The 13980-nt window shown below is 68.9% G+C and carries 15 protein-coding genes; 6 read left to right on the top strand and 9 right to left on the bottom strand.

Features of this window, described 5'->3' with window-relative positions:
• The first annotated feature begins 11 nt into the window (after positions 1 to 11).
• From K9U41_RS11350 to denD, 3 genes are all read left to right on the top strand, one after another.
• Positions 12 to 758 (top strand): GNAT family N-acetyltransferase, encoded by a 747-nt coding sequence (locus tag K9U41_RS11350; protein WP_282640947.1) that lies wholly within the window; start codon positions 12 to 14, stop codon positions 756 to 758.
• Positions 759 to 798: 40 nt separating this feature from the next.
• On the top strand, positions 799 to 1542 hold the full coding sequence (locus K9U41_RS11345; protein ID WP_282640946.1) for an SDR family oxidoreductase: 744 nt from the start codon (positions 799 to 801) through the stop codon (positions 1540 to 1542).
• Positions 1543 to 1648: 106 nt separating this feature from the next.
• A complete protein-coding gene (denD, locus tag K9U41_RS11340; RefSeq protein WP_282640945.1) occupies positions 1649 to 2626 on the top strand; it encodes a D-erythronate dehydrogenase in 978 nt (325 codons plus the stop codon).
• Positions 2627 to 2797: 171 nt separating this feature from the next.
• Here denD and K9U41_RS11335 read toward each other — a convergent pair whose 3' ends face one another.
• Complete coding sequence (locus tag K9U41_RS11335) at positions 2798 to 3262, bottom strand: hypothetical protein (protein ID WP_282640944.1); 465 nt, start codon at positions 3260 to 3262, stop codon at positions 2798 to 2800.
• Positions 3263 to 3797: 535 nt separating this feature from the next.
• Between K9U41_RS11335 and K9U41_RS11330 the strand changes: the two genes are divergently transcribed.
• Positions 3798 to 4604 carry a hypothetical protein gene (locus K9U41_RS11330; RefSeq protein ID WP_282640943.1) on the top strand — a complete coding sequence of 269 codons (807 nt, stop codon included), beginning with the start codon at positions 3798 to 3800 and terminating at the stop codon, positions 4602 to 4604.
• A 110-nt stretch (positions 4605 to 4714) separates the two neighbouring features.
• On the opposite strand, the gene K9U41_RS11325 is transcribed toward K9U41_RS11330, so the two are convergent.
• The 4 genes from K9U41_RS11325 to K9U41_RS11310 form a co-directional block, all read right to left on the bottom strand.
• Complete coding sequence (locus tag K9U41_RS11325; protein WP_282640942.1) at positions 4715 to 5344, bottom strand: OmpA family protein; 630 nt, start codon at positions 5342 to 5344, stop codon at positions 4715 to 4717.
• 14 nt (positions 5345 to 5358) lie between these two features.
• On the bottom strand, positions 5359 to 5748 hold the full coding sequence (locus K9U41_RS11320; RefSeq protein ID WP_282640941.1) for a cysteine rich repeat-containing protein: 390 nt from the start codon (positions 5746 to 5748) through the stop codon (positions 5359 to 5361).
• A gap of 163 nt (positions 5749 to 5911) precedes the next feature.
• Complete coding sequence (locus K9U41_RS11315; protein ID WP_282640940.1) at positions 5912 to 7270, bottom strand: multidrug effflux MFS transporter; 1359 nt, start codon at positions 7268 to 7270, stop codon at positions 5912 to 5914.
• Positions 7267 to 7764, bottom strand: coding sequence for a MarR family winged helix-turn-helix transcriptional regulator (locus K9U41_RS11310; RefSeq protein WP_282640939.1), 498 nt, complete (start codon positions 7762 to 7764; stop codon positions 7267 to 7269). Before K9U41_RS11310 ends, K9U41_RS11315 begins: the two co-directional genes overlap by 4 nt.
• 374 nt (positions 7765 to 8138) lie before the next feature.
• Here K9U41_RS11310 and K9U41_RS11305 point away from each other — a divergent pair, with 374 nt between their 5' ends.
• The gene (locus K9U41_RS11305; RefSeq protein WP_282640938.1) at positions 8139 to 9269 is read left to right on the top strand and encodes a site-2 protease family protein; all 1131 of its coding nucleotides are present in this window, start codon (positions 8139 to 8141) and stop codon (positions 9267 to 9269) included.
• A gap of 41 nt (positions 9270 to 9310) precedes the next feature.
• Here the strand turns inward: K9U41_RS11305 and rpoH are convergent, their stop codons facing one another.
• Positions 9311 to 10213: an RNA polymerase sigma factor RpoH gene (rpoH, locus tag K9U41_RS11300; protein ID WP_282640937.1), complete on the bottom strand. Its 903-nt coding sequence runs from the start codon at positions 10211 to 10213 to the stop codon at positions 9311 to 9313.
• A gap of 138 nt (positions 10214 to 10351) precedes the next feature.
• A complete protein-coding gene (locus K9U41_RS11295) occupies positions 10352 to 11470 on the bottom strand; it encodes an RluA family pseudouridine synthase (RefSeq protein WP_282640936.1) in 1119 nt (372 codons plus the stop codon).
• Between the two features lie 30 nt (positions 11471 to 11500).
• On the opposite strand from K9U41_RS11295, the gene K9U41_RS11290 reads away from it, so the two are divergent.
• Entirely contained in the window at positions 11501 to 11848 is a 348-nt protein-coding gene (locus K9U41_RS11290; RefSeq protein WP_282640935.1) for a hypothetical protein, read from the top strand.
• Positions 11849 to 11991: 143 nt separating this feature from the next.
• Here the strand turns inward: K9U41_RS11290 and K9U41_RS11285 are convergent, their stop codons facing one another.
• Positions 11992 to 12663 carry an LON peptidase substrate-binding domain-containing protein gene (locus K9U41_RS11285; protein ID WP_282640934.1) on the bottom strand — a complete coding sequence of 224 codons (672 nt, stop codon included), beginning with the start codon at positions 12661 to 12663 and terminating at the stop codon, positions 11992 to 11994.
• Between the two features lie 28 nt (positions 12664 to 12691).
• Positions 12692 to 13624 (bottom strand): thioredoxin, encoded by a 933-nt coding sequence (gene trxA, locus K9U41_RS11280; RefSeq protein WP_282640933.1) that lies wholly within the window; start codon positions 13622 to 13624, stop codon positions 12692 to 12694.
• Positions 13625 to 13980 lie beyond the last annotated feature (356 nt).

The following is a 13980-nucleotide window of genomic DNA, read 5'->3' as shown; positions in this document are numbered from 1 at the left end:
CGAGCAGGCCCATGAGCGAACAGGCGGCGCCGGGCATCAGGTCCGGCGCAGTCCCCGGCGGGGTGCCCGACCCGGTCCCTCTGGGCGCGCCGGTGGAGGGCGGCCCGGCCCGGCGGCCGGCGCCCGTCACCCTCGAAGGGCGCCATGTCGCCCTGGTGCCGTTCGACGCCGGGCGGCACGCCGCTTCGCTCTACGCCCTCTCCCACGGGCCGGAAAAAGAGGCGCTGTGGGCCTATCTCTCTGCGGACCCCTTCCCCGACGAGGCCGCCTTCACGCGCTTTTACGCCGAGGCCGCCACCAAGGCCGACCCGCTGCTGTTCGCCATCGTCGAGGTTGAGAGCGGCCGCGCGGTGGGCCACGCCACCTACATGCGCATCGAGCCGGCGCACCGGGTGATCGAGGTGGGCAACATCCTCCACACCCCGGCGCTCCAGCGCACGCCGGGTGCCACGGAAGCCATGTATCTCATGGCGCGCCATGCCTTCGAGGATCTCGGCTATCGCCGCTACGAGTGGAAGTGCAACGCCCTCAACGCCCCCTCGCGGCGGGCGGCGGAGCGCCTCGGCTTCGCTTACGAGGGCCTGTTCCGCCAGCACATGATCATCAAGGGGCTGAACCGCGACACCGCCTGGTATGCCCTGCTCGACCATGAGTGGCCGAAGGCGAAAGCCGCCTTCGAGGCCTGGCTCGACCCCGCCAATTTCGACGCCGAAGGCCGCCAGACGCAGCGGCTGGAGGACATCCGCGCCGCATTGTGAGGCATCGCCCCACCAATCCCAAAAGCTCAAGAGGAACGCCATGGGTGGACGACTTCAGGGTAAGACCGCGCTGGTGACGGCGGCGGGACAGGGCATCGGCCGGGCCATCGCCGAAGCCTTCGTGCGCGAGGGCGCGAGCGTGATCGCCACCGACCTCGACACCACCAAGCTCGAAGGCTTTCCGGGCACCGCGCACAAGCTCGACGTGCGCTCCACCGAGGCCGTCGCCGCGCTGGCCAAGGCGGTCGGCCCGGTGGACGTGCTGGTGAATGCCGCCGGCTACGTGCACCAGGGCAATATCTTCGACACCTCGGAGAAGGACTGGGACTTCTCCTTCGACCTCAACGTGAAGGCCATGCACCGCACCATCTCGGCGTTCCTGCCGGGCATGCTGGAGAAGGGCAAAGGCTCCATCGTCAACATCGCCTCGGCGGCGTCCTCCATCCGCGGCGTGCCGAACCGCTATGTCTACGGCGCCTCCAAGGCGGCGGTGATCGGCCTCACCAAGGCGGTGGCGGCGGACTTCATCCTGAAGGGCGTGCGCGCCAACGTCATCTGCCCCGGCACCATCCAGTCGCCCTCGCTGGACGAGCGCATCGCCGCCGTCTCGGCCCAGACCGGCCGCTCGCTGGACGACGTGCGGGCCGATTTCGTCGGCCGCCAGCCCATGGGCCGGCTCGGCACGCCGGAGGAGATCGCGGCGCTGGCGCTCTATCTCGCCTCCGACGAGAGCGCCTTCACCACCGGGCAGATCCACATCATCGACGGCGGCTGGGCGCTCTAGGGCGCCCCGCTGAACTGCGACACGCCCTGAACCTTCGGCTTAACGCGCAGTCTTCGAGCGATCCGGAAGCCCTTTCGCTCGAACGCGCCTTAGGAAAGACCCTCACATGCATATTCTCGTCATCGGCGGCGCCGGCATGGTCGGCCGCAAGCTCATCGAACGCCTCGCCCGCGAGGGACGCCTGGGCGGCAAGCCCATCACCCGCCTCACCGCCCATGACGTGGTGCCGCCCAAGCCGCCGCAGGCGCCCTTCCCCATCGACACAAGGGTCTCGGACCTCTCCGTCCCCGGCGAGGCGGCGGTGGTGGTGGCGGAAAGGCCCGACGTGATCTTCCACCTCGCGGCCATCGTCTCGGGCGAGGCGGAGGCCGATTTCGACAAGGGCTACCGCATCAACCTCGATGGCACGCGCCACCTGTTCGACGCCGTGCGCCTCATGGAAGGCTACACGCCGCGCCTGGTCTTCACCTCGTCCATCGCGGTGTTCGGCGCGCCCTTCCCGGATGCGATTCCCGACGAGTTCTTCCCCACGCCGCTCACCTCCTACGGCGCGCAGAAGGCCATCGGCGAGCTGCTGCTGGCGGACTATACGCGGCGCGGCTTCTTCGACGGCATCGGCATCCGCCTGCCCACCATCTGCGTGCGCCCCGGAGCGCCCAACAAGGCCGCCTCCGGCTTCTTCTCCGGCATCATCCGCGAGCCGCTGGCGGGGCTGGACGCCGTGCTGCCGGTGTCGGAGGATGTCATGCACTGGCACGCCTCGCCCCGCTCGGCGGTGGGCTTCCTCATCCATGCCGCGACCCTCGACGGCGAAAAGGTCGGCCCGCGCCGCAACCTCACCATGCCGGGCCTCGCCGTGACGGTGGGCGAGCAGATCGAGGCGCTGCGCAAGGTGGCCGGCGACAAGGCGGTGGCCCGCATCACCCGCGCGCCCGACCCGGTGATCGAAAAGATCGTCTCGGGCTGGCCGCGCAAGTTCGAGCCCCGCCGCTCCACCGAGCTGGGCTTCGTGGCGGAAAGCTCCTTCGAGGAGATCATCCGCATCCACATCGAAGACGAACTGGGCGGCAAGATCGCCGACTGATCCCATCGGCCTCGGTCTTCGACCGAAGCCAAGTGGGTTACGCTCAAGTGCCGCGCGGGCTTAACCAATGGCCCATGAGTCAAGCTCATGGGCCATTGGTATAAGGCGTTCCGGGCTCCGCGCCGGGGATTTGACCAAAGGCCGGTGAGCCAGGCTCATCGGCCTTTTGCATCAGGCGGCGGCGCGGGCCATGCGCAGGGCGATGCGCTCTTCCAGCCGGCCGATGGCGCCGTCGAGGTCGGGAAGCAGGGTGCGATAGGCGGCGCGCCGGGCGGCAGGGCTTTCGTCCCGCGCCACCTCGGGCAGCTGCCAGAATTCAAAGCGCAGGAGACCGATGAAGGGCTGGCGCCGCAGGGCGCGCCACGCGCCGGCCCCGAGCGCCACCACCACGTCGAGCCGCGGCGCGCCCGACAGGCCGAACACGCCCGCCGGCTTCGCCGAAAGGCCATCGGCGGGAACCTGCGCGGCCTGGAGGCAATCGATGAGCGCGGGATCGACCGCGCCGGGCACCAGGGCGGCGGCGCTGAACGGCCTCAGCCCGCGGTGGCCGTGAAGGGCGATGGCTTCCGCCATCAGGCTCGTGCCCGCATTGTCCGGGCACACGAAGAGAACAGTGGGCCGTCCGGTCATCGGCATGGGTCTTTCTCTCGCCCCGAAAGATGGAGCCCGCGTCACCATACGATCGCGGTGCACTGCGCGTTCTCTTGCGCCCGCGCCCATCGGATTGCATCGCAACCAGATCGGATAACGCAGGCTCATTCTTCAAGTTCAGAGGGACGATTTCCGTTCGGATTGGCGCACGGAAAACGTTCCAAGATCTGGTGTCGATGCGCTTTCATCACGCGAACCGGTATCCGCTTCGCTCGAAAACGCCCTGGCGGCATCGATGTGCCGAATCGGACCCTACGCCATGGAGCCGACGCGGCTGTGACAGGCCATCTCATGCCGCGCGAGGCGAAGCGCCCGGCATCTCTCGCCCATCCTGCGGCCGGAGACGATGCCGACACGCCCTCCCACCGGCGTCAAGGCCTTCCCCCAACCATCTGGCGAACATGGTGAAAAACCTCCGTTAACCATTTTGCAAATCTATCCGCAGATGGATCGGCTGCTGGCGGGCGTCTTGATTCGACCGAAGGTTCTGCGCCGGCGCGTTGAATTCGGAGATTGAGTCATGGCCAAGAAGCTGGCGAAGAAGCCGGAAGTGACGAGCGACAAGGTGAGCAGCATCGCGGCGAAGGCGCTGAAGGATCCTTCGAGCGTGAGCCAAGACGAGATCCTGGCGCTGGCCGGCTTCGTCCTCACCCAGGCCCCGGCCCAGCCCAGGGCCGCCGCAACGCCTGCCGCCAAGGCTCCGGCCCAGATCCCCGCCAAGACAGCCGCGAAGGCCCCCGTGAAGCCCGTGGCCAAGGCCAAGACGGCGCCGAAGGCCGCTGCGCCGGCACCGGCCATCAAGGTCGAGGCGAAGGCCCCGGCCAAGACCCCCACAAAGACCTCCGCCAAGCCCGTCGCGCCGAAGGCGGTCGCTCCGGCCGAGGGCGTTGCCAAGACTTCGGTGAAGGCCAGCCCGGTGACGACCACCGCAAAGGCCGTGAAGGCCGCGGCGCCGAAGGTCGAGGCTCAGCCCGCCAAGAGCGTGACGAAGGCTCCCGTGACAAGGGCTCCAGCGGCGAAGGCCAGCGCCAAGGCCGCGTCCAATTCTGCTCCCACCCCTGCTCCGAAGCCCGCCGCCAAGGCTCCCGCGGCAAAGGTCGCAGCCAAGCCCGAGGAGGCCAAGCCGGCCGAGGCGAAGGCTCCGGCCCGCAAGCCCGCCAAGCCGGCAGCGGCTAAGCCCGCCGCCAAGGCTCCTGACACCAAGGTTTCTGCCGCCAAGGCTCCGGCAGCGAAGGCCGTGAAGGCCGAGGTCAAGAAATCCGAAGTGGCGAAGGCCCCGGCCGCGAAGGTCGCCACCAAGCCCGGCAAGGGTCGCAAGCCGGCCTGACCGGCGCGTGCTCTCTCATTAAATTCGAGCGTCATCGCTTCCCGGAAACACCAGCGCCGCCGCCCTGACCTTGGTCCGGGCGGCGGCGCTGTTTTCGGGATCAGTCCCCGCTACTGCTGCGCCAGCGCGCCGGCACGGCCAACGTTGAAGATCTGCACCCGCCGGTTGATGGCGGCGTCGGGATGCCTGGCGTCCTGCAGCGCCTCCTCGCCGAGGCCCACGGACTGGAGCCGGCGCGGGTCCACCCGGAAGGTGGTGGAGAGCGCCTCGACCACGGCGTCCGAGCGCTGCTGGCTGAGCTTCATGTTGAGCTCGCGGGTGCCGGTGGCATCCGTGTTCCCGACCACCAGGAACTTGTAGCCGAGCAGCACCGGATTGTGCATGGCGTCCGCGATGGAGCCGAGGGTGCGGTAGGATTCCGGCTTGATCATCGCGGAGTTGAGGTCGAACACGATCTCCACGTTGATCTGGGCCAGCTGGTCGAGCTGGATCGCCAGCGGCGGGCGGCTTTCCGGCGGGCCGGTGTACTTCATGTGCGCCTGGGCGAGGCCGCGCAGCGCCTCGGCCGACACCTGCGGCACGTCGTCGACGGAGGCTTGCAGCCCCTGGACGATCTGGGCGTTGGGGGTGAAGACCTGGGCGGACGCGGGCCGCGCATCAAGCAGCGCGGGGATGGCGGCGGTGCCGGCCAGAAGCAGGGCCGCGCCGAGGCGCATGTTGGCGAAACGGAACAAGGTCATGCTCAGCCCTCCCTTCACTGTGCGTAGCCGGCATTGACAAGCGAGGCCGTGCAGGTCGCGCTCACCACCTTGGACGCCTCCAGGAGGCACGACACGATGTTGCCGTCGCCGGGCACGAGGCCGGGGCAGAACTGGGCGACGTCGCGGTCGCAGGTCTTGTAGACCTGCTTCTGGGCCGCGGCCCGGGCCTCGGTCATCTCACGAATGCCGGCATGGTTGGCCGCGCAGGCCGGCGTCAGTTGCGCGGCGTTCTGGACCAGGCAGTTATGGATGGCGCCGTTGCCGAGGTTGAGGCCACGGCAGTGATTCATGATGTCCCCGCCGCAATGCTGCGCGAGGAGGCCGGCGGCCTGCGCGTAGCTGACGGTCTGGGCCTTGGCCGGCCCGGCGGCAAGCGCCAGCACGGCGGCCAGAGCTAGTCCCAAAAATCTCATACGATGTCCCCCCATGCCCGATGGTTCGGGCGCGGGCATTGACCATCGCGGATCGGCCGGGGTCAACCGGCCACATCGCCGGCATGGCGGAACGGTGTGGCGCGAACGGTATCGCGCGGCCACAATGCTTGCTTCAGGAGGCCTTGTCGTAGGTTCCGGCCTCGATCTCGTCGCCGGCGGCGCCGACCACCCCGAGCGGATCGGCGGCAAGTTCCAGGTCGGTGGCATCGACGGGCGCAGCTCCGGTCGAAACGACCGCCTCGCGGCGCGGCGCCAGCAGCAGGTGCGCGCCCGCAGCGGCGGCGGCAAAGGCCGGCAACAGCGTCACCATGGCGGCAAGCGGCGAGGGAAACAGCACCGACAGCGAGGTGCCAAGGAAGCCGCTGCCGATCTGCAGGAAGCCCATCAGCGCCGAGGCCGCCCCGGCGATGGGCGCGAACCCGGCGAGGCCGGCGGTGGTGCAACCGGGAAGAATCAGGGCGATGCCGCAGGCCCAGAGCGAGATGGGCAGCATGACGCTGGCGGTGGTCAGCGGCAGCACCAACGGGCCGAGCCCCAGCCCCACCGCGCCGGCGAGCACCAGCAGCAGGCCGGGCAGGATCAGGGCGTGGGCGCTGTGACGCTGCAGCAGCGGCCGGGCGATGAGGGTTCCCGACAGGAAGGCGCCGGTCTGCAGCAGCATGGCGAGGCCGAAGCCGGTGGGCGAGAGCCCCACCCGCTCGATGAGGATGAAGGGCAGCAGCGCCGACAGCGTATAGATTCCGCCGAGACCGAGGCCGGCGGTGAGCGCGGCGCGCATGAACACGCGGTCGGTGATGAGCCGGCGGTAGCTCTTCGCCACCCCGTGGGGGGCGGCCAGCGCGCGGTCCGGCGTGCGGTTGGTCTCCGGCACCCGAAGGGCGAGGACCGCCACCAGCACGAGGCCATAGGCCGCCATGGCGATGAAGATCACATGCCAGCCCGCCGTGCCGAGGATGAGCCCGCCCAGGGTGGGCGAAACCGCCGGGCCGATGGCCAGCATGGTGCCGATGAGGTTCATCACCCGCGCCGATGCCTGGCCGGTGTATTGGTCGCGCACCAGCGCGCGGGACAGGGCAATGCCGGCGGCGCAGCCGATGCCCTGCAGGGCACGGCCGGCAATGAGCCAGCCGATGGTGGGCGCCAGCATGGCGACGATGCTGCCGGCCAGATAGATGCCGAAGAAGCCCAGCGCCACCGGGCGCCGTCCGTAGCCGTCCGAGAGCGGCCCGCAGACCAGCTGGGACAAGGCAAAGCCCATGAAGAACACGGTGAGGGTGAGCTTCACCGTGGCGATGCTGGTGCCGAAGGCCGCGACCAGCGTCGGCAGGGCCGGCGTGTACATGGCGAGGCTGATGGGCCCGAGCATCACCATGAGCCCGCCGATGACGGACACTTCCCGCTCGCTCATGAGCGGCGAGGCCGAGACGCCGATACCCGGCGCAGGAGACGTGCCGGGCTGGACCGCGGTCATTTCTCGTCCCTCGAACGATGCTCCCGCGCGAGGTTGTCGCGCAGCCGCAGGAGGAGGTCCCGCAGCAGCGCCTGCTCGGCCTCCGAGAAGCCGCAGGTGGCCTCCCGGCGCGCGGTGGCGGCCGCCGTGAGCACCCCGGCAAGGTGAGGCGTCGCCTCGGGCGTGAGCGTCACGATCTTGGCGCGGCGGTCCCTGGGGTCGGTTTCGCGCGTCACCAGTCCCGCGGCCTCGAGCCGGTCGAGGAAGCCCACCAATGTCATGGGCTCCACGTTCATCTTCTCGGCCAGCGCCGACTGCCGGAGGCCGGGGTGGAAATCCACATAGGCGAGCGTGCGGGCCTCCCCGGCCGTGAGGCCGAGGCCCGCCCCCTCAAAGGCCCGGTCGATACGCGCGCGATAAAGCCGCGCCGCATCCACGAGGACGAAGCCGAGGGGCGGCTCGCTTGATGCAGGACGCGCGGGGGCGAGGGGGCTCGCGGCAGCAAGATCAGTCATGATAAGGAAGATATATAATAAGATAACCTTACTATCAAGAGGTTGAGGCGCCCGATGCGGGATGAACCCGGGAGCGCGGCAGGTCCGCTCGCCGGCGCCCGGCATGGCGTGCTGGCGACCCGCGCGATGCCTCGCCTCCCCATCCGCGGCTTCAGACCAAAGCGCGCGCGGCGCCCGGTTCCGGCCGGAACCGGTCTTAAGATGGGCCATTCGGGAGCCCCCGAGGTGCGGAGCGAGCCCTCTCGGCGCCGGTCGTAGACCGGGGCTGTTGGTATTAAACGTGTGCGTGTTCCATTCCCGGTCTAGACCGAAGCAGACCGTTTCCATCCCCCCGCCGCGCCCACCCACCCGGCGCGACGCCCAAGGAGATCCCCATGCCCTGGTCCCTCACCATCGGCCGGCTCGGCGAGACCGCGATCCGCATCCACGTCACGTTCCTGCTGTTCCTGGTGTGGATCTGGGCGGCCTATTACCGGTCGGGGGGAGCATCGGCCGCGTGGGAAGGCGTGCTGTTCGTGGCGCTGCTCTTCGCCTGCGTGCTGCTGCACGAACTGGGGCATGTCTTCGCCGCCCGCCACTACGGGGTGAAGACCCCGGACATCACCCTGTGGCCGTTCGGCGGCATCGCCAATCTGGAGCGGATTCCGGAGAAGCCGTCGCAGGAGCTGGTGGTGGCCATCGCCGGGCCGCTGGTGAACGTGGTGATCGCGCTGGTGCTGCTCGTCATCCTCAGCGCCACCCTCGACGGCACCGACCTCACGGCGGACAACCTCGCCAAGATCGAGGACCCGCGCACCTCCATCCTGGTGAAGCTGGCCGGCGCCAACATCTTCCTGGTGGTGTTCAACCTCATCCCCGCCTTTCCCATGGACGGAGGACGGGTGCTGCGGGCGCTGCTGGCCATGAACATGGGCCATGCCAAGGCCACCGCCACCGCCGCCTCCATCGGCCAGGGCCTTGCCATCGGCATGGGCCTGCTGGGCATCTTCACCAATCCCATGCTGATGATCATCGGCGTGTTCGTGTTCCTCGCCGCGTCCGGGGAGGCCGGTCAGGTGCAGCTGAAGGAAGCCTCGCGCGGCCTGCTGGTCTCGGACGCCATGATCACCCATTTCGAGACGCTGGGGCCGCAATCCACCGTGGACGACGCGGCCGACGCCCTCATCCGCTCCACCCAGAAGGAATTTCCGGTGGTGGACGGCGCCGGCCACCTGCGCGGCGTGCTCACCCGCGACGCCATGATCCGCGCCATGAAGGACCAGGGGCCGCAGACCGCCGTGATCGAGGTGATGCAGGCGGACGTGCCGGTGGTGGAGGCCCGCTCGAAGCTCGACGCGGCGCTGAAGCTCATCACCTCCGCCCAGGCCCCGGCCGTGGGCGTGGTGGACGTCTCGGGAAAGCTGGTCGGCCTGCTGACGCCGGAGAATGTGGGCGAGCTGATGATGCTGCACGCCGCCCGCCCCGAGCGCGGGGCGCACCCCTTCGGCCGCGGCCGGGCGGGGTGAGGGGCGGAGGCGGCTTCAGCCACCTCCCGCCCGGCAAAGTCTCACGCCCCCACCGCCTCCGCCGTCGGTGCCTCGACCTGACGGACCTTGTCCATGACCGCCTTCTGCACCTTCTCGAAGGCACGCACCTCGATCTGGCGCACCCGCTCGCGGGAGACGCCGAACTCGGAGGCGAGATCCTCCAGGGTCATGGGGTCCTCGGAGAGGCGGCGGGCCTCGAAAATGCGGCGCTCGCGGTCGTTCAGCACCGAGAGCGCGCCGGACAGGGCGGCGCGGCGGTTGTCCAGCTCCTCGCTCTCGGCGAGCTGCTCCTCCTGGTCGAGGCGCTCGTCCACCAGCCAGTCCTGCCACTCCCCGCCCTCGGAATCCTCGCGGATGGGGGAGTTCAGGGAGGCGTCGCCGGAGAGGCGGCGGTTCATGTCCACCACATCCTGCTCGGTGACGCCGAGCTTGGTGGCGATCTGCTTCACATGCTCGGGGCGCAGGTCGCCGTCTTCCAGCGCGGAAATCTGGCTCTTGGCCTTGCGCAGGTTGAAGAACAGCTTCTTCTGCGCCGCCGTGGTGCCCATCTTCACGAGGCTCCACGAGCGCAGGATATATTCCTGGATGGAGGCGCGGATCCACCACATGGCATAGGTGGCGAGGCGGAAGCCCTTCTCGGGCTCGAACCGCTTCACCGCCTGCATGAGGCCCACATTGCCTTCGGAAATCACTTCGGAAATGGGAAGCCCATAGCCGCGGTAGCCCATGGCGATCTTCGCCACGAGGCGCAGGTGGCTCGTCACCAACCTGTGCGCGGCATCGCGGTCCCCGTGCTCGCGCCAGCTCTTGGCGAGCATATATTCCTCCTGCGGCTCCAGCATGGGAAACCGCCGGATCTCTTCGAGATACCGGGAGAGCCCGCCTTCGGCGGACGGAATGGACATGGACTTCGGCTGGGCCATGACGAGGCCTCCTTCTCCCGCGGCCCCCGTCTGGGCGACCGCCTCAGCGGCCGCATGACGCCGACCGCGACGCATCATGATATAGATACGAGCGGAATGCGGATAGGTTTCATCCTCTCACGTGGATGAGAGAGAAATTTACGCGGATGCACGCCCGCCCAGCACCTCGGCAAGCGCCGCAAGATCCTCCGGCAGCGGGCTTTCGAACGACAGGGTCTCCCCGGTCACCGGATGGGCGAAGCCGAGCCGGGCCGCATGCAGCGCCTGCCGGCCGAGGCGCGCGAGGTGTTCGCGGGCGGCCTCCGGCAGCAGCGTCTCCTTGGTGCGGAAGCCCTGGCCATAGACCTCGTCCCCCAGCAGCGGATGGCCCACATGGGCCATGTGGACGCGGATCTGATGGGTGCGCCCGGTCTCCAGCTGGCATTCGATGAGGCTGGCGACGCCTTCCTCCATCTTCACCTCGCCCTTCACCTGCCCCTTGTTGCGCAGGCTGGTGCGGCCATGGCCGAGATAGGCCTCCTGCACCTCCCAATGGGTGATGGCATGGCGCCCGGAGAGGCGCACCGCCATCTTCTGGCGGTGGCTGGGATGCCGGTCGATGGGCGCATCCACGCTGCCATGGGCCTCGGGCACGCCCCAGACGAAGGCGAGATAGGCCCGCTCCAGCGGCCCGGTGCGGCCATGGTCGGCGAACTGGGCAGCGAGGCCCTTGTGGGCCACATCGGACTTCGCCACCACCAGCAGACCGGAGGTATCCTTGTCGAGGCGATGGACGATGCCGGGCCGGCGCACCCCGCCGATGCCGGAGAGGCTGTCGCCGCAATGGTAGAGAAGCGCGTTCACCAGCGTGCCGGAGGCGTGGCCCGGCGCCGGATGCACCACCAGCCCGGCCGGCTTGTCGACGACCACCAGGTGGGCGTCCTCGAACACGATGGTGAGCGGCAGGTTCTCCGCCACCGGCTCGGCCGCCTCCGGGGGCTGCAGGAACAGGGTATAGACATCTGCGGCATTGACCCGGCCCGCCGCGTCCCCTACCACACGCCCGCTGACGGAGACCCGCCCTTCCGTTACGAGACGCTGGATGCGGGTGCGGCTGAGTTCCGGTGCCTCAAGCGCCAACCGGCGCGCCAGGACACGGTCCAGCCGCTCGCCCGCGTCTTCCGCCGCGATCTGGACCGTGAGGGTGAAGCCCTCATCCAGGTCCTCTAGGCCGGTTTCGGCCTGGTTCATCTCGGCCTGGTTCATGGTCGCGTCCATTCTCGATCCGTCAGGAGCCACGGCCCCTTCATGTTTCATCGCCCGTCCCCCACCGAGACCCCGGAAGAGGCGCTGACCCCGGAGCAGGAGCGCATCATCCAGCGGTTTCGCCGCTTCTCCAGCCTGTCCATGCTGGTCATGGTGCTGGGGGTGGCCGCGGTCTTCGGCGTCATCGGCTATCGCATGATACGGGCAAAGCCCATGGCGACCGGCGAAATGACCGCGCTTCTGCCCAAGGGCGCGAAGATCACCGCCACCGCCGTGTCCGGCGACGTGGTGGTGCTGACCCTCGACGTGGGCGGCGCCATCGAAATCCGCACCTTCGACGCCCGCACCCTCGCCCCCGCCGGCCGCCTGAGGTTCGCCGAGGAGCCGTGAGCGGACGCTGGGGCGCTCAGGCGCACCAGTTCATCACGTTTGTGGCGGCAACAGGTCCGCGCACGCCTTCGGCACCCATGAGCGAAGGCGAAAGCGGTTTTCAGTCGACTCCGACGCGCGGTGCCCTTCGCCCAGCCCTGCCGCTATTGCAGCGAACCTTCGCCGTCGCCGGGCATGCGGGCCAGCATCATCTGGGTGATGGCTACCAGCATGTCGGCGCGGGCCTTCAGATTTTCCGCCTCCAGCAGCGCCTGCTTCTCCAGCGCGCCATAGGGCGACATCACCGACAGGGCGTTCACCAGCGTCTCGGTGCCCGCCTCGCGGATGCCGTCCCAGTCCGCCTCCAGCTTGTTGGCGTCGAGAAACGCCGCCAGCGCCGACAGCAGCGCGTCGCGGTCCACCTCCGCCTCGCCGGCCTCCGCCTCGAAATCATGGGCGAACGCCATGGCATCCACCTTGAACTGGCGGTACGGCGTGGTGGTATCAAGCTCTTCCAGAATGCGGAAGCGGCAGATGCCGGTGAGCGTGATCAGGTAGCGCCCGTCCCCGGTCTCGCCGAACTGGGTGAGGCGGCCAAGGCAGCCCACCTTGTATACGCCCGGCCCACGCGCCGAGCCCGGCGCCGCCTCGTCGGGCTGCACCATGCCGATGAGGCGCGCGCCGCCGAGCGCGTCGTCCACCATGGCGAGATAGCGCGGCTCGAAGATGTTGAGCGGCAGGTCGGCGCGCGGCAGCAGCAGCGCGCCGGTGAGCGGAAAAACCGGGATCACCGGCGGAATTTCCGTTGGCGACAGATAGGTGCGATTGGCAGCCAAGGCGAAAAATCCTTAAAAACTAAGTCCTTCAGGCGAACATGATCGCCGACAATTTCTTACGGCCTGAAAGGGTGAGCGGATCGGTGGGGCCCCACGCCTCGAACAGCTGCACCAGCTGCTTGCGGGCCGCATCCTCGTTCCACGCGCGGTCGCGCTTCACGATATCCAGAAGATGAATCAGCGCCTGCTCGCGCCGGCCCTTGCCGTTGAGCGCGAGGGCCAGGTCGAACCGGGCCTGATGGTCGCTCGGGTCGAGGTCCAGCCGGGCTTCCAGCGTCGCGAGGTCGCCGAGGGCGGCGGCCTGCTCGGCCACGTCCAGCGCGGCGCGGGCGGCGTTCACCAGCGGATCGTTCTGCTTGTCAGCCGGCACCATGGCGAGGGTGGCCCTGGCCTGCTCCAGCGCGCCGGCGGCCACCTGGGTGCGCACGAGGCCGGTGAGGGCTTTCAGATTGTCCGGCTCCTCGCCCAGCACGCCGACGAAGATTTCGGCGGCGGCGGTGAGGTCGCCCTGGGCCAGCGCTCCATCGGCAGCGGCCAGCGCTTCCTCCAGGCCGTCGTCGGCGGGACCGATGAGACGATCGATGAAGGCCTTCACCTGACCTTCGGGCAGGGCGCCCTGGAAGCCGTCCACCGGCTGGCCGTTCACGAAGGCATAGACCGTGGGCACGGACTGGATGCCGAGCTTGCCGGGGATCACCGGATGGTCGTCGATATTGAGCTTGGCGAGACGCACCTTGCCCTTGGCGGCCTTCACCACCTTCTCGATCACCGGAGTGAGGGTCTTGCACGGCCCGCACCACGGCGCCCAGAAATCCACCAGCACCGGGCGGCGCTTGGACTCCTCCATCACCTCGGCCATGAAGGTCTGGGTGGTGGTATCGATGATGTCGCCGCCGGCCGCCCCGTTGCCAGCGCCAGCGCTCGTTCCTGCGCCTGTGGCGCCCGCCTGGTTCAACAGCATGTGTCGCAATCCCCGAAAACGTCAGCCCGCCCGGCGCGGCCGGGGCGGACAGCCCATAGATGGGCGTTCGCCGCGCGCTTGCAATCGGCATTTTACCAAAGAGCGGTGAGCCTCACTCACCGCTCTTTGGTGCAGCCCGCGCGGCGCTCGGCTCCGGCTTTTGCCGGAACCGGTCTTAAAATCCGCAACTCGGGAACACCCGAGTTGCGGGGCGAAGCCCTCTCGGCTCCGGTCGCAGACCGGAGCCGTTGGCATGAGTCCCGCCTTCTAGCGCTTTCGGCCCGGCAAGTTAAGGCGGGCCGCGGGCACAACCTTGCGTCGCGCGCCACCCCGCGCACAAGCCGCCCCGCCCCCTG

Origin of the sequence: Xanthobacter autotrophicus (assembly GCF_029991245.1) — a bacterium.
In the GTDB taxonomy this organism is placed as follows: Bacteria; Pseudomonadota; Alphaproteobacteria; order Rhizobiales; family Xanthobacteraceae; genus Xanthobacter; species Xanthobacter autotrophicus_C.
The sequence above is the reverse complement of the archived record's forward strand: the minus strand, read 5'-3'. Positions and strand labels throughout refer to the sequence as shown.

What these genes read in the sequence shown, in the direction of transcription:
- trxA (WP_282640933.1), bottom strand. Translation starts at nt 13,624, where the DNA reads ATGCTGTTGAACCAGGCGGGCGCCACAGGCGCAGGAACGAGCGCTGGC.
- K9U41_RS11330 (WP_282640943.1), top strand. Translation starts at nt 3,798, where the DNA reads ATGGCCAAGAAGCTGGCGAAGAAGCCGGAAGTGACGAGCGACAAGGTG.
- K9U41_RS11295 (WP_282640936.1), bottom strand. Translation starts at nt 11,470, where the DNA reads ATGGACGCGACCATGAACCAGGCCGAGATGAACCAGGCCGAAACCGGC.
- K9U41_RS11315 (WP_282640940.1), bottom strand. Translation starts at nt 7,270, where the DNA reads ATGACCGCGGTCCAGCCCGGCACGTCTCCTGCGCCGGGTATCGGCGTC.
- K9U41_RS11305 (WP_282640938.1), top strand. Translation starts at nt 8,139, where the DNA reads ATGCCCTGGTCCCTCACCATCGGCCGGCTCGGCGAGACCGCGATCCGC.
- K9U41_RS11345 (WP_282640946.1), top strand. Translation starts at nt 799, where the DNA reads ATGGGTGGACGACTTCAGGGTAAGACCGCGCTGGTGACGGCGGCGGGA.
- K9U41_RS11350 (WP_282640947.1), top strand. Translation starts at nt 12, where the DNA reads ATGAGCGAACAGGCGGCGCCGGGCATCAGGTCCGGCGCAGTCCCCGGC.
- K9U41_RS11325 (WP_282640942.1), bottom strand. Translation starts at nt 5,344, where the DNA reads ATGACCTTGTTCCGTTTCGCCAACATGCGCCTCGGCGCGGCCCTGCTT.
- K9U41_RS11290 (WP_282640935.1), top strand. Translation starts at nt 11,501, where the DNA reads ATGTTTCATCGCCCGTCCCCCACCGAGACCCCGGAAGAGGCGCTGACC.
- denD (WP_282640945.1), top strand. Translation starts at nt 1,649, where the DNA reads ATGCATATTCTCGTCATCGGCGGCGCCGGCATGGTCGGCCGCAAGCTC.
- K9U41_RS11335 (WP_282640944.1), bottom strand. Translation starts at nt 3,262, where the DNA reads ATGCCGATGACCGGACGGCCCACTGTTCTCTTCGTGTGCCCGGACAAT.
- rpoH (WP_282640937.1), bottom strand. Translation starts at nt 10,213, where the DNA reads ATGGCCCAGCCGAAGTCCATGTCCATTCCGTCCGCCGAAGGCGGGCTC.
- K9U41_RS11310 (WP_282640939.1), bottom strand. Translation starts at nt 7,764, where the DNA reads ATGACTGATCTTGCTGCCGCGAGCCCCCTCGCCCCCGCGCGTCCTGCA.